This window comes from Citricoccus muralis (assembly GCF_029637705.1).
Lineage (GTDB): Bacteria > Actinomycetota > Actinomycetes > Actinomycetales > Micrococcaceae > CmP2.
Window position 1 is genome coordinate 1,914,415 of the sequence record NZ_CP121252.1, and the last position, 13,812, is coordinate 1,928,226.

Sequence of the window (13,812 nt, forward strand, 5' to 3'; positions counted from 1 at the left end):
TTGCACTCAGACAACATGCTCAACACTAGATCTTGGGTTGAATCTTATTCGAGACAGGACGGGCCCAAGAGCACCTTCAGATCGCCGAAGAGCGCCGGATTAGGCGTGACTCGGTAGTCAGGTCCCAACTGCATGACTTCGAGCCCGTTGGATCCGCTCAACACTAGCCGGACTTCGGTCTTGCCCGAGTGATTCTTCAGCACCGAACCGAGTTCGCTGATCACGTCCTCGGTTGCTTTGAAGGCCGGCATCGACAGCTGGACCGGTCCGTTACCGCCTTCAGCGGTGGTATCGATCAGGGTCAGTTCCTGTGCCGAGAGCACCACGGATCCATCATCGCGGCGTTGCACACGCCCGCGCACGGCGACGACCAGGTCCTCGGCCAGCAGAGTCGCAATGGGCGCATAGACCTGGCCAAAGAACATGACGTCCATGGAACCGGCCAAGTCCTCGATCTCACAGCGCGCGTAGGCGTTACCTGAGGCCTTAGCGATCCTGCGCTCCAAGGTGGTGATCAGACCGGCGATGGTGACACTGGAGCCGTCGGCGGGCCCGTCCTCTGAGAGCACCGAGGTCACGCTGTGGTCGGCGTGCTGCGAGAGAATTCCCTCGGTACCCTGCAGCGGGTGATCGGAGACGTAGAGTCCGAGCATCTCGCGCTCGAAACTGAGCTTGGTCTTCTTGTCCCATTCCGGCAATTCGGGCACGGTGATGCCCAGGCCCATGTCGCTTTCGGCCGAATCGTCTTCCAGCAGGGAGAAGAAGTCGAACTGGTTGTTCGCTTCTTGCCGCTTCTGGGAGACGGTCGCATCCACCGCCTCTTCGTGAATGGATAGCAGGGCACGGCGCGGATACCCCAGAGAGTCGAACCCGCCGGCTTTGATCATCGATTCGATGGTGCGCTTGTTGCATACCACCACCGGCACCTTTTTGAAGAAGTCCTGGAAGGAGGTGTAGGCGCCCTTTTCCTCGCGGGCGCTGACCATGCCGTTGACGACATTGGCGCCGACATTACGTACCGCGCCCATGCCGAAACGGATGTCCTGGCCGACAGGGGTGAAGTTCAGCGCCGATTCGTTGACGTCCGGCGGAAGCACGGTGATGCCCATGCGACGACACTCGTTGAGGTACATCGCCAGCTTGTCCTTGTCGTCACCGACGGAGGTCAGCAGGGCTGCCATGTACTCGGCCGGGTAGTGAGCCTTCAGATAGGCGGTCCAGTAGGACACCAGCCCATAGGCAGCCGAGTGGGCTTTGTTGAACGCGTAATCGGAGAAGGGTAGCAGGATGTCCCAGAGCGCCTTCACCGCGGCCTCGGAGTAGCCCCGGTCCAGCATGCCCTGGTGGAAGGCGGCGTACTGCTTGTCCAGCTCGGATTTCTTCTTCTTACCCATGGCGCGGCGCAGAATATCTGCCTGGCCGAGCGAGTACCCGGCAACCTTCTGGGCGATGGCCATGACCTGCTCCTGGTACACGATCAGGCCGTAGGTGGTATCGAGAATTTCGCGCAGCGGCTCTTCCAGCTCGGCATGAATCGGAGTGATCTCCTGCTGGTTGTTCTTACGCAACGCGTAGTTGGTGTGCGAGTTCGCACCCATAGGACCAGGACGATACAGGGCGATCGTCGCGGAAATGTCTTCGAAGTTGTCGGGGCGCATCATCTTCAGCAGAGAGCGCATGGGTCCACCATCGAGCTGGAACACGCCGAGCGTGTCACCACGAGCCAGCAGCTTGTAGGACTCTTCATCCTCGAGCCCCAGGTGCTCCAGGTCCAGATCGAAGTCCTTGTTCAACTTAATGTTGGCGATGGCATCGGAAATGATCGTGAGGTTTCGTAGCCCCAGGAAGTCCATCTTGATCAGTCCGAGGCCCTCGGCCGTGGGGTAGTCGAACTGGGTAATAACCTGGCCATCCTGCAGACGGCGCATGATGGGGATGACGTCGATGATTGGTTCGGAGGACATGATCACGCCGGCGGCGTGCACGCCCCACTGGCGCTTTAGTCCCTCGATACCCTTGGCTGTTTCGAAGACTTCGGCTGCCACCGGGTCGGACTTGATCAGCTCACGGAACTCCCCCGCTTCGCCGTAGCGGGGCGCCTCTGGATCTTCGATGTCCTTCAGCGGGATGTCCTTGGCCATCACGGCGGGCGGCAGCGCCTTGGTGAGCTGCTCGCCCATGGAGAACGGCTGATCCATCACGCGGGCGGAGTCCTTCAGCGCCTGTTTGGTTTTAATGGTGCCGTAGGTGACGATCATGGATACGCGCTCGTCGCCGTATTTTTCGGTCACGTAGTCAATGACTTCCGAGCGGCGACGATCATCGAAGTCGACATCGAAGTCGGGCATGGACACACGGTCCGGGTTCAGAAAGCGCTCGAAGATCAGTCCGTGTTTCAACGGATCCAGCTCGGTGATACGCAAGGCGTAAGCGACCATGGAACCGGCACCGGAACCACGCCCCGGACCGACGCGAATATCGTGGTCCTTAGCCCAGTTGATGAAGTCGGCCACCACGAGAAAGTAGCCGGGGAAGCCCATGGAGATGATGACGTCGAGTTCGTAGTCGGCTTGCTTGCGCACGTCCGCTGGCACACCGTTCGGGTACCGGTAGGCCAGGCCGGAGGCGACCTCTTTGATCAGCCATGAGGTCTCGTCTTCACCCTCGGGGGTGGGGAACCGCGGCATGTAGTTAGCTTCGGTGTTGAAGGACACCTCGCACTGTTCGGCGATCAGCAAGGTGTTATCGCAGGCTTCCGGAAGCTCCTTGAACAGCTCACGCATCTGCCGGGCGGACTTCAAGTAGTATTCGGTGCCGCTGAAGGCGAAGCGGGAGCCTCCCTGATCATACGTAGGCTCGTTGAGCTTGGAACCCGACTGAATCGCCAGCAGGGCCTCGTGGGCCTTGGAGTCGTGCTCATGCGTGTAATGAAGGTCGTTGCTAGCCACCAGGGGCAGGTCGAGGTCCTTGGCCAGGCGGAGCAGGTCGTCAATGACGCGCTTCTCCAGGTCCAAGCCGTGCTGCATGAGTTCGCAGTAGAAGTTCCCGGCGCCGAAGATGTCCTTGAACTCGGCCGCGGCTTTGACGGCTTCGTCGTACTGCCCAAGGCGCAGTCGGGTCTGCACCTCGCCCGAGGGGCAACCCGTGGTACCAATCAGGCCCTCGGAGTACTCACTGAGCAGCTCACGGTCGATACGAGGCCACTTGGCGTAGGCCGAATCCAGGGACGCGATCGAGCCGGCCTTGAAGAGATTGTGCATGCCGGTGTTGTTCTTCGACAGCAGCGTCATATGGGTGATCGCACCACCACCGGAAACATCGTCACCGCGCTGGTCTTTCTCACCCCAGCGAATACGGGTGTTGTCGCTACGGTGCTGGTGCCCCGGGGTGAGGTAGGCTTCCACTCCGATGATCGGCTTGATACCGGCGTCGGTGGCTTGCTTCCAGAAGTCGAACGCGCCGAAGAGGTAGCCGTGGTCGGTGATGGCGATAGATTTCTGACCCAGCCGGTTCGCTTCTGCGAAGAGGTCCTTCAGCTTCGCCGCACCGTCGAGCATCGAGTATTCGGTGTGGGTGTGAAGGTGGACGAATCCGCCATCCGCGTTAGCTTCAGTCTCGTTCATCGTCATCTCAGCACACACCTTTCACTTACGAGATGCTGGGGGCGCTACGAGTCTAATCTCTCGCCGCGCAACACGCTCAAGGCGTAGGAGAGATCGGGTTGGTAGTCACTGTGGTACTCGACCCACTCCCCCGTGCCCGGGTGCTCGAAGCCCAGCTGATGTGCGTGAAGCCACTGCCGGGTCAGGCCCAGTTCTGCAGCTTGGGTGGGATCTGCACCATAGGTCAGGTCGCCGATGCACGGGTGATTCATCCCCGAGAAATGGACCCGGATCTGGTGGGTGCGCCCGGTTTCCAAGGTCACTTCGACGAGGGTGGCCGGGCCAAACGCCTCCAGTGTCTTGTAATGGGTAATGGAGTCACGGCCGCCCTCGAGTACCGTGAATTTCCAGTCGTGGCCCGGATGCCGTCCGATGGGGGCGTCGATGGTCCCGTTGAGAGGGTCAGGCAGGCCCTGGACGATGGTGTGATAAATCTTCTTGGGCGTGCGGTCACGGAAAGCGTTCTTCAACGCCGTGTAAGCGTGTTCCGTGGTGGCCACCACCATGAGACCTGAGGTGCCCACATCCAGGCGATGCACGATCCCTTGGCGCTCTGCGGCCCCGGAGGTGCTGATGCGGTATCCCAGACCTGCCAGTCCTCCCACGACGGTGGGACCAGACCAGCCCGGCGATGGGTGTGCTGCTACCCCGGCAGGCTTGTCCACCACGACGTAGTCATGTTCATCGGCAATGACGTTGAGTCCGGCCACGATCTCCACCTTCACATCCAGAGGGTCGGGTTCTTCGGGAATCTCGATGACGAGCCTCGACCCTAGTGCGATCTTGGTTGACTTTCCGACGACCTCAAGAGCATCCGAGTTCGGTCCCGCCCGGACGACGCCCAGGGTGCACCACTGAGCCGCTTTCGTGCGGGAGATCCCGAGGTGCTCCGCAACGAGGGCGTCGGCACGTCCCGGGCGATCGACGTCGAAGGTCTCAGTGTTCATTGTTGTTTTCGACTGGCTCGGAGTCGTCGTGAGGCGTGGGTTCTTTTGTGACGGCAGTGTCGCGGGAGCCATCGAGCTGCCGGCCTGTGAGCACCAGCAAGGCGATACCGATCATCGAGCAGACGATCAGGGAGTCGGCGATATTGAAGATTGCGAAGTTCGGCAGGGCTATGAAGTCGACCACGTGACCCATGCCGAAACCCGGTTCGCGGAAGAGACGGTCGATCAGGTTCCCGAGCACACCGGCGAGCAAGGATCCGAGCGCCACGGCCCAGATTTTGGAACGAACCTTGAACAGTAGGACCGTGACCACCACGGCAGCCACAGCCTGCAGGATCGTGAAGATCCAGGTGTAGTCCTGGCCAATAGAGAACGCGGCACCCGGGTTACGAATGAAGTGCCAGTGCAACAATGGAGGAATGACCGCGATTTTCTCGCCTTCGGTCATGGCGTCGACCACAATCCATTTCGTGATCTGATCGGCGGCCAGTCCGATAACAAACGGAATGAGCGCCAGCCAACCTGACCGGGCGAGACGAGGATGGTCCTCCACACGAACTCCTGTATTGAGGGACAGAGACGACAGCGGGGTCGGTCACGGCTCGCACCGTGACCCCCCGAGACGCCGCTAATTACTGATCGACGATCTGAGCCTGGGAGTCCAGGTCCTGTAGCTGTCCTTCGATGAAGGACTTCAGGCGGCTGCGGTAGTCCCGCTCGAATCCGCGCAACTCCTCCACCTGACGCTCGAGGACGGACTTCTTCTTTTCCAGCTCGGTGAGAATCTTGCGGGACTTTTCCTGAGCGTCGGTGACCAGGCTGTCGGCCTCGATCTTGGCTTCTGCGATGATCTGATCGCGCTTGGCTTCACCCTGGGCGACGTATTCGTCGTGCAGGCGCTGAGCCATGGCGAGAACGCCAGCGGCACTGTTTGCGTCTCCGCTGTGAGCGGCTTCGGCGGCCGGAGCGGCTGCAGGAGCGGCGGCGGTAACCGGCGCGGGCTGCGTGGTCTCGGCGACGACCTCTTCGGTCTCTTCGACGACAACCTCTTCTTCGGCCTCGGGCTCAGTTGGGTCTTCTTCGGCGGCCGTTTCGCCGGACTGTCCGTCGGCAGACACCGGAGCCGGAACCGCAGCGTCAGCACCGTCGCCGGACTGCAGCTCGGACACCTTGCGGCGCAGCTCGTCGTTCTCCTGGTTCAGGCGACGCAGCTCAACAACAATCTCGTCAAGGAAGTCGTCGACTTCATCCTGGTCGTAGCCTTCACGGAACTTGGTCGCCTGGAACCGTTTGTTGACTACATCTTCCGGCGTCAGAGCCATGTGGTCACCTCATAACGTGGTCGTCCCTGCCGGGTGGCAGAATTTCTTCGGTGCGGTTGTGAGGGTCTGTCAATCTGTCTCAACAGTCTCGCTGTGCACATCTGGTGTTTACATTACCACCGCGTCGAGGTCATCGGCGAGAGCATGGAACCTCTCGCTGCCCGAGCGGTGCGAATCGTGTCGATCAAAGCGACGATTGTGCCAGAACCAGGGCAATGGACTTGGCGAGCATGACAACGACGAAGAGGATGAGGAAAGCCACGTCAATGCCCACACCGCCCAAGTTCAATGGCGGGATCTTGGAACGCAACCACCGCAACGGCGCATCGGTCATCGAGTAAACGGCCGAAGCAATGAGCAGCAGAATTCCGCGCGGCGCCCAATCACGGGCGAAAGACTGCACGACGTCGAAGACGATACGTACGAGCAGTGCCATCTGCAGCAGCATCAGCAGCAGATAGGCGGTGGCCCATACAAAAATCACGTGTTACTCCCGACGGTGAGCGGTGGTCGATCAGTTCTGGTTGAAGAAGGAGGTCTCTTCCGAAGGGGTGTTCTGCCCTTCGGTAACGACCTCGACATCGGCGGGCGTCAGCAAGAAGACCTTGTTGGTCACGCGCTCAATCGAGCCACGCAAACCGAAGACCAGGCCTGCAGAGAAATCCACGAGGCGCTTGGCTTCAGACTCTGACATATCGGTCACGTTCATAATGACCGGAATGTTGTTCCGGAAGGACTCGCCAATGCGCTTGGCATCATTGTAGGACCGGGGATGGATCGTGGTGAGCTGGTGCACTGCCTTGGATTCCTCTCGAGCCTGTGCCGCGCGCTTAATGGGGGTCACCGGTGCACGGTATTCCGTATCAACCAATTCCACAGACGAGGATGATTCACCGTCCCAGGCAGCCTGACGTGCTGCCGCGCGGTCGCTAGGTCGATTGACCGTGGCGCGCGGAGCTACTTCGGGAGCCGACTCCGCACGCTCTTCATTGCGGGTCTCGCGCTCACGCTGCTCTGCTTCGTACTGTTCCTCGCTGTCGGCGAGACCCAAGTAGATCATCGCCTTTTTCATTCCACCAGCCATGCCAACACCTCATCCATCGTTTCTGTCGGATAATTCCGAGACTAGTTCACGGTGATGCCCACACCGTGGAGATCTGGCGCATCATGCGGGCGTGTCGCCGCGCCAGACCAGTCCCGCGAATCGACCTTGGCCCGGCGCTCTCCGGTGTGAGAACACCCGGTCGTCTTCTAGGGTGCAGACTGCACTGCGACTGACCTGGACTCCCACCCTGGTCAGAAGTGTTTCTGCGGCGCGAGGTAGGTTCAAGGCGGGGGTGCCCCACGATGTGGTGGAGGCTGCGGTCGAGTGCACACCGGCAACGTCGTCACGCATCTGCTCCGGGACCTCATAACAAGACCCACAAATAGCCGGCCCAATCCACGCCGATATGTGCACCGGGTCGACACCCAGCTGCTCCAGCGTACTTTCCAGTACCCCGGAGACGAGGCCGACTCGGCCGGCATGTGCCACCGCAGTGTCCCCGTCGCGCGTCACAAATGCCACCGGCAGGCAGTCCGCCACCATGATGGCCAGTGGGGTGCCGCCTCCCCGACTGATCATGGCGTCGGCCGCGGGCGGAGTCTGAGAAGCAGTCGCTTCACCCCAACCAAGCCCCTCGGCATCCACGACAGTGGCCGAGTGGACCTGGTGCAGAAATGCAGTGGATCCGACACTGAGGTCCAAGGCTCGTTCCAAGTCCGCGCGATGAGTGCGCGCCTGCTCGAGTGAGTCAGTGGTCTGGCCCTCCAGGTGTAGGGCCAAGTTGCCGGTCTGAACCGACGTAAATCCCACGTGCACGCCGTTGCCAGCGTGGTGGTACTCGAGCAGGGTGGCGGTCACTTCAGGAAGTCGGGGACGTCCAGGTCGTCCTGGCGACGGCTCTGCGTCGTTTCGGTGACGGTGGCGACGTCAGGCTCCTGAACGGTGTCCGGAAGCGGGGTCGGCTCATCCTGGGCTGCAGGAGCTGCAGCATGGGTGGCTTCCTGCGCCGGGGCGTCGACACGCTGTGCCGGAGCGGGGGTGCTCGGCGCGGGAGCGGCTGCCACGGCGGACTTGGCCGGTGCTTCGTTCAACGGGTCAACGGCGTCGAAACCGGCGGCGATCACAGTCACGCGCACTTCGTCTCCGAGGTTGTCGGAGATCACGGCGCCGAAGATGATGTTGGCTTCGGGGTGAGCGACTTCCTGGACCATGCGTGCGGCTTCGTTAATCTCGAACAGGCCGAGGTCCGAGCCACCTTGGATGGAGAGCAGCACGCCGTGGGCGCCGTCGATGGAGGCTTCCAGCAACGGCGAAGCAATAGCGGCTTCGGTTGCCTTGATGGCGCGATCTTCGCCCTGCGCGGCGCCGATCCCCATGAGCGCGGAGCCGGCGCCCTGCATCACCGACTTCACGTCGGCGAAGTCGAGGTTGATTAAGCCGGCGGTGGTGATCAGGTCGGTGATGCCCTGCACACCGGAGAGCAGCACCTGGTCGGCCAGTTCGAAGGCTTCCATTACGGAGATGGAGCGGTCGGAGACCGAGAGCAGGCGGTCGTTCGGGATGACGATCAGGGTATCGACCTCGTCGCGCAGCGCCTCGATGCCGTTCTCGGCCGAGGTGGCGCGGCGGCGGCCCTCGAAGGTAAAGGGGCGGGTGACAACACCGATGGTCAGGGCGCCCAGGGAGCGGGCCACGCGTGCGACAACGGGTGCGCCACCGGTACCGGTGCCGCCGCCTTCACCTGCGGTCACGAAAACCATGTCGGCGCCCTTGAGAGCGTCTTCGATCTCGGTGACGTGATCTTCGGCCGCCTGGCGGCCCACCTCAGGGTCAGCTCCAGCGCCGAGGCCGCGGGTCAGCTCTCGACCGACGTCGAGCTTGACGTCCGCCGACGACATCAGCAGTGCCTGGGCATCAGTGTTGATCGCGATGAACTCGACTCCGCGCAGTCCAACTTCGATCATGCGGTTGACCGCGTTCACGCCGCCGCCGCCGACGCCGACGACCTTGATGACGGCCAGGTAGTTTTGGGGTGATGCCACGATGAGATTCCCTTGCTCGCTGTTGATGCTGAATCGTTGTGCTAAATCTGCTCGGTTCCCTTGCAGTCGCTAGGTTTCAACCCGTGGTTTAAGGTTGTCGTCGACTCAAGTTCTACTACTCAAAACGGTACGTTGAGCGCCCGAAATGACCAACCACCGTGGCGCGCGTGTCGTGAACAGAATCTCATCGGGTGACGGGGTGATCCGGGGTGGAGACGTCGTATTCCGAGACGGGTTCTTCCGGGTCGTCTTCGATGGTGAGCAGTGCGGTGAGCACTGCCGCTTTCTGTTCGGAATCTTCGGCGTTGCCCCACAGCACGGTCCGACCATTATGCAGGCTCAGCACTACAGAGTCGACCGTTTCACCCGAAGCCGAGCGAACTTGCTTCAGGATATCTTCCGGCAATCCGCCCAAGACCTCGGTGATGGTGTTGAACAATTCTGGATCGGTGACGTCTTCCGCGGAGGACACTACGGGAAGGTCGTAGGGCTGGGCGGCAGACGCTGAGAGCACGGTCAATTCGGTGCCGTGGGTGTTGAAGAGCACGTATTGCGAGTTGCCGTCCGCGTCGTCCTCGGTGGGTGCCATGGCCACGGGCGGGTGTTCGTGGACATCGACGACGAGGGTGTCCGGTGGTTCGGCACGCGTGGTCACCGAATCCACGGCGGGGTGTTGTTTCAGTAGCTCGCTGACGGTGTGGTCTCCGACCTGAGGCAACGGCTGACCGACCACCGGCTCCAGCATGGACTGGGCCTGGGTGACGGGCAGCAAGTCCGTGCCGTCAATGCGCAGATGTTTGATGGCCAGCAACGGAGAAAAGTACACCACGGCGGCTAGCACCGCCAAGAGCAACACCACGATGCCACCGGCCCAATATCCCTTGCGCCGCAGCCGACGACGACGTTCGCGCTCGGTTTCTGGGAAGGACACGACCTCCGGACCCCGTGGTTGGACCAGGCCGGAAGCGGTGGCGGTGATCGGCTCTGAGCGCCGACGGGACGTGCCCGTGTCGCTGCGATGGGTCATGCTGTCCCATCGCCGAGCGAATCGACAATGCGGGGGGCCAGTTGGTTCACGTCGCCGGCACCCATGGTCAGGATGATGTCCCCGGGGGCGGCCACCGTGCGCACTGAGGCGATGGCGGCGTCGGGGGTGGCCACTTCACGGCCGAGCGGATAGCGTTGCGGCAGTTGCTCGGAGATGATCCGGGAGGTGATCCCGGGAAGCGGTGTTTCACGCGCGGGGTAGATCTCGAGAACCCGGGCTGTGTCGGCCTCGGACAGCGCCTCCGCGAAATCATCGGCGAAGTCGCGGGTACGACTGAACAGGTGGGGCTGGAAGATGACGTGGACGCGCGCTCCGGCAGCAACCGAGTGGGCGGCTCGGATGGCCGCCCGCACCTCGGTGGGGTGATGGGCATAGTCGTCAATCACGCGGATGCCGTTGACTTCGCCGTGTGCTTCGAACCGGCGGGCGGTGCCGCGGAATCGTTCCAGTCCGGCAATGATCGCTGCGGCGTCGAGTCCGGCAGTGAGTGCAGCGAGCAGCACGGCCAGGGCGTTGAGCGCGTTGTGCAATCCGGGCACCTGGAGCATGACGGTGTAGGACTGTTCGCGGTAGCGCACGGTAAGTTCTTGGCCGGCCTCACGCGGCTGCAGCGTGATCAGCTGCAGATCAGCGCCATCGGACTGGCCGTAGGTGAGCACCTGCGCGTCGGTCTGCACCGTCGTTGTGTCAGGGTCGCGCAACTGGGCGGCGAGTTCGGCCGCGCCGTCGTCATCGGCGCACAGAATGACGGATCCGGTGGTCAGGGCAGCGAAGTCGCGGAACACCTGGTGCACCGCTTCGGGGCTGCCGTAATGGTCAAGGTGGTCGGGCTCGACATTGGTGATGATCGAAATCTCGGGACGGTAATTGAGCAGCGTGCCGTCGGACTCATCCGCCTCGGCGATGAACCAATCGCCAACACCGGAGGCGGCATTCACCCCGAGTCCGGCGACAGCCGCACCTACGGCGAAGGTGGGATCCGCGTCGGCGTGGGTGAACGCCATCGCTGCCATGGACGAGGTGGTGGTCTTGCCGTGCGTGCCTGCCACGGCCAGCACGCGGTGTCCGGCCATGGTGTGGGCCAACCCTTGGGAGCGGTGAAAGACCGGGATCCCCCGGTTTACGGCGGCGTCGTATTCGGGGTTGCCGGCCCCAGCAATGGAGGAGGCGATGACGGCGTCGATGGTGGTGTTCGTGGCCGCTTCGGCGCGGGACAGGTTCTCGGCGTCGTAGCCCACCGCCGTGGTCACGCCCAGGGCGGACAGTTCAGTGAGGATCGGGAGGTCTTTGGCGTCCGTGCCGGAGACGGTGAGGCCCTGAGCGGCCATGATTCGAGCGATGCCGGAGACGCCGACGCCACCAATACCCAGCAGGTGCACATGACGAAGATCACCCAGGTCGGAGGCAGAAATTGATCCCTCAGCCATGCTGTCCCCCTCGTGTTGTGGCCGCGTCCTTGATCAGCTGCGCCATGGTGTCATCGGCATTCCTGATGCCCAGGGCATGCGCAGCCTGAGCCATCTTATCGACACGGGCAGGGTCTCCCAACACGGCGGGCAAGTGATCTCGCACCCAGGAGGCGGTGAAGACGGCATCGTCCACCATGATGGCCGCCCCGGCCTGAACCAGATCCTGGGCGTTATGGGCCTGTTCGCCGTTGCCGATCGGCAGGGGTACGAGGATGGAGGCGAGCCCGGCGGCGGCGATCTCGCAGACGGTGCCGGCCCCGGCACGGGCAATCACCAGATCCGCCGCGGCGTAGACCTGTTCCAGCCCGTCCACGTACTCCCGCTGGTGATAGCCGGGGGCGGTGAGGGGTTCGCCGTCGTCGTTCAGCACGGTCTTGCCGCGGCCGGTGAGGTGCAGAATCTGGGCGTGTTCCAGCAGTTCGCTCAGCGCACCGGTAATGGCCCGGTTCACGGTCAGCGCGCCGGAGGACCCCCCGGTGACCACCAGGGTGGTGCGTTCCGGATCCAGCCCCAGGGCAGAACGTGCCTCCGCACGGGCTGCGGGTGAGCGATCCAACTGGCTGATCTGGGTGCGCATCGGCATGCCAACGTGCTGAGCGCCGGGCAGACGGGTGCGGGCAAAGGCGGTGCCAACTGCCGCAGCGCGACGGGCACCGATGCGATTGGCGAGTCCGGCGCGCACGTTGGCTTCGTGCACGACGACGGGGATGCCCATGCGACGGGCTGCTAAGTAGACCGGCGTCGACACGTACCCGCCCACGCCCACCACGACGTCGGCGTTCGCTGCCCGGAGGATGTCCTGGGCTTGCCGGATGGCGGTGCGCAACCGCCAGGGAAGCCGGGCCAGGTCCAGGTTGGGACGCCGGGGCATCGGCACACGGTCAATGGTGACTAACGGGTACCCGGCAGCGGGCACGAGGTCCGTTTCCATGCCGCTGGCGGTGCCGACCATCGTGATCTCGACGTCGCCTGCGCGTTCGAGGGCACGCGCCATGGCGATCATCGGGGAGATATGCCCGGCGGTGCCGCCTCCGGCCATCACCACGTGGAGGGTTGTCATCATGCCACCGTGCCTTTTTTCGGAGTCGTTGTCGAGGGTGTGGATTCACTTTCGAGTGCGCGACGGCGCTCGTCGCGGGCGAAACTGAGCACCACGCCTACCGCCATGAGAGCCATCATCAAGGCCGAACCACCCGCAGAGATGAAGGGCAAGGGCACGCCGATCACCGGTAGCAGCCCGGTGACCATGGCGATGTTGAGGAACGCCTGCCCGATCAGCCACGCCATGATGGCTCCGGTGCACACGCGCACGAAGAGGTTGTCCGCGCGGTAGGCCACCCGGAACAAGCCGATGGTCAGCGCCACGAAGAGTCCGATGACGAGCAGCGCCCCGATCAGGCCGAGCTCCTCCCCCAGAATCGTGAAGATGAAGTCGTTTTCAGCTTCCGGGATATAGGACCATTTTTGGCGTGATTGTCCGAGTCCGGCGCCCCACCAGCCGCCGGTGGCCAGCGCGTAGATGCCGTGCTCGTACTGGTAGCAGGGATCGGTGACGTGATCGCACTGCCCCATCCAGGCGTCAATACGCACGCGCCGGTTTTCGGAGGTGAGTGTGGCTGCAGCCACGGCCACCAGGCCGACCGCTCCTCCGGCGAAGAGATAGCGCAATCGGAATCCGGAGGTGAATAGCAGCGCGGCGAGCACGGTAAGCAGCACCAGCACGGTGCCGAGGTCTTTGCCGAGCAGCACCAGCAACACGATGAGTACGCCCACGGGGACCAGGGGAATCACGGTGTGCCAGAAACTGGTGAGTAGCCTCTCTTTGACAGCCAGGATGTGGGCGCCCCAGACCGCCAGCGCAAGTTTTGCCGCTTCGGAAGGCTGGAACGAGAAGCCGCCGATGAAGATCCAATTCCGGTTACCGTTGATTTCTCGCCCCAGGGGTGTGAACACCAACACCAGTAGCACGATGGCCGCGATAACGAGAATCCAGGAATAGCGTCGCAGCGTATCGGGTCTCCAGCGGCTCAGCCAGAACATCATGACCAATCCGACGACGGCGTAGACGCCCTGGCTGGTCAGCGAGGCATACGAGCCCTGGCCGCCAATGTTCTCGACCGAGGAGGCCGAGAGCACCATGATCACCCCGATCGCCGTCAGCGCCAGCGTGGACGCGACGATGAGGAAGTAAGAGGTGCGTGACGCCTGCGCCCCTTCGAGCCAGCCCCAGAGCCTGTGCCACCACCGCTGGCGCGTGCTGGTCATATGCGCTCCTTC

At 62.7% G+C, this 13,812-nt stretch carries 12 protein-coding genes; all 12 read right to left on the bottom strand.

The genetic code is table 11. The features are described from left to right. Nucleotides 1-44: 44 nt before the first annotated feature. The gene (gene dnaE / locus P8192_RS08715; RefSeq protein WP_278156276.1) at nucleotides 45-3,629 is read right to left on the bottom strand and encodes a DNA polymerase III subunit alpha; all 3,585 of its coding nucleotides are present in this window, start codon (nucleotides 3,627-3,629) and stop codon (nucleotides 45-47) included. A gap of 38 nt (nucleotides 3,630-3,667) precedes the next feature. Further along, nucleotides 3,668-4,609: an RluA family pseudouridine synthase gene (locus tag P8192_RS08720; RefSeq protein WP_270105069.1), complete on the bottom strand. Its 942-nt coding sequence runs from the start codon at nucleotides 4,607-4,609 to the stop codon at nucleotides 3,668-3,670. Next, nucleotides 4,599-5,162: a signal peptidase II gene (gene lspA / locus P8192_RS08725; protein ID WP_431521099.1), complete on the bottom strand. Its 564-nt coding sequence runs from the start codon at nucleotides 5,160-5,162 to the stop codon at nucleotides 4,599-4,601. Before lspA ends, P8192_RS08720 begins: the two co-directional genes overlap by 11 nt. 79 nt (nucleotides 5,163-5,241) lie before the next feature. Then, a complete protein-coding gene (locus P8192_RS08730) occupies nucleotides 5,242-5,931 on the bottom strand; it encodes a DivIVA domain-containing protein (RefSeq protein ID WP_278156278.1) in 690 nt (229 codons plus the stop codon). Between the two features lie 184 nt (nucleotides 5,932-6,115). Beyond that, entirely contained in the window at nucleotides 6,116-6,415 is a 300-nt protein-coding gene (locus P8192_RS08735; protein ID WP_278156280.1) for a YggT family protein, read from the bottom strand. A gap of 30 nt (nucleotides 6,416-6,445) precedes the next feature. Then, complete coding sequence (locus tag P8192_RS08740) at nucleotides 6,446-7,015, bottom strand: cell division protein SepF (protein ID WP_278156281.1); 570 nt, start codon at nucleotides 7,013-7,015, stop codon at nucleotides 6,446-6,448. Nucleotides 7,016-7,096: 81 nt separating this feature from the next. After that, the gene (locus tag P8192_RS08745; protein ID WP_278156283.1) at nucleotides 7,097-7,834 is read right to left on the bottom strand and encodes a polyphenol oxidase family protein; all 738 of its coding nucleotides are present in this window, start codon (nucleotides 7,832-7,834) and stop codon (nucleotides 7,097-7,099) included. After that, complete coding sequence (ftsZ, locus tag P8192_RS08750; protein WP_278156285.1) at nucleotides 7,831-9,018, bottom strand: cell division protein FtsZ; 1,188 nt, start codon at nucleotides 9,016-9,018, stop codon at nucleotides 7,831-7,833. Before ftsZ ends, P8192_RS08745 begins: the two co-directional genes overlap by 4 nt. Nucleotides 9,019-9,202: 184 nt before the next feature. After that, nucleotides 9,203-10,045, bottom strand: coding sequence for a cell division protein FtsQ/DivIB (locus P8192_RS08755; RefSeq protein WP_278156287.1), 843 nt, complete (start codon nucleotides 10,043-10,045; stop codon nucleotides 9,203-9,205). Next, nucleotides 10,042-11,493 (bottom strand): UDP-N-acetylmuramate--L-alanine ligase, encoded by a 1,452-nt coding sequence (murC, locus tag P8192_RS08760; RefSeq protein ID WP_278156289.1) that lies wholly within the window; start codon nucleotides 11,491-11,493, stop codon nucleotides 10,042-10,044. Before murC ends, P8192_RS08755 begins: the two co-directional genes overlap by 4 nt. After that, entirely contained in the window at nucleotides 11,486-12,598 is a 1,113-nt protein-coding gene (gene murG, locus P8192_RS08765) for an undecaprenyldiphospho-muramoylpentapeptide beta-N-acetylglucosaminyltransferase (protein ID WP_278156290.1), read from the bottom strand. Before murG ends, murC begins: the two co-directional genes overlap by 8 nt. After that, entirely contained in the window at nucleotides 12,595-13,800 is a 1,206-nt protein-coding gene (gene ftsW / locus P8192_RS08770; protein ID WP_278156292.1) for a putative lipid II flippase FtsW, read from the bottom strand. Before ftsW ends, murG begins: the two co-directional genes overlap by 4 nt. Nucleotides 13,801-13,812 lie beyond the last annotated feature (12 nt).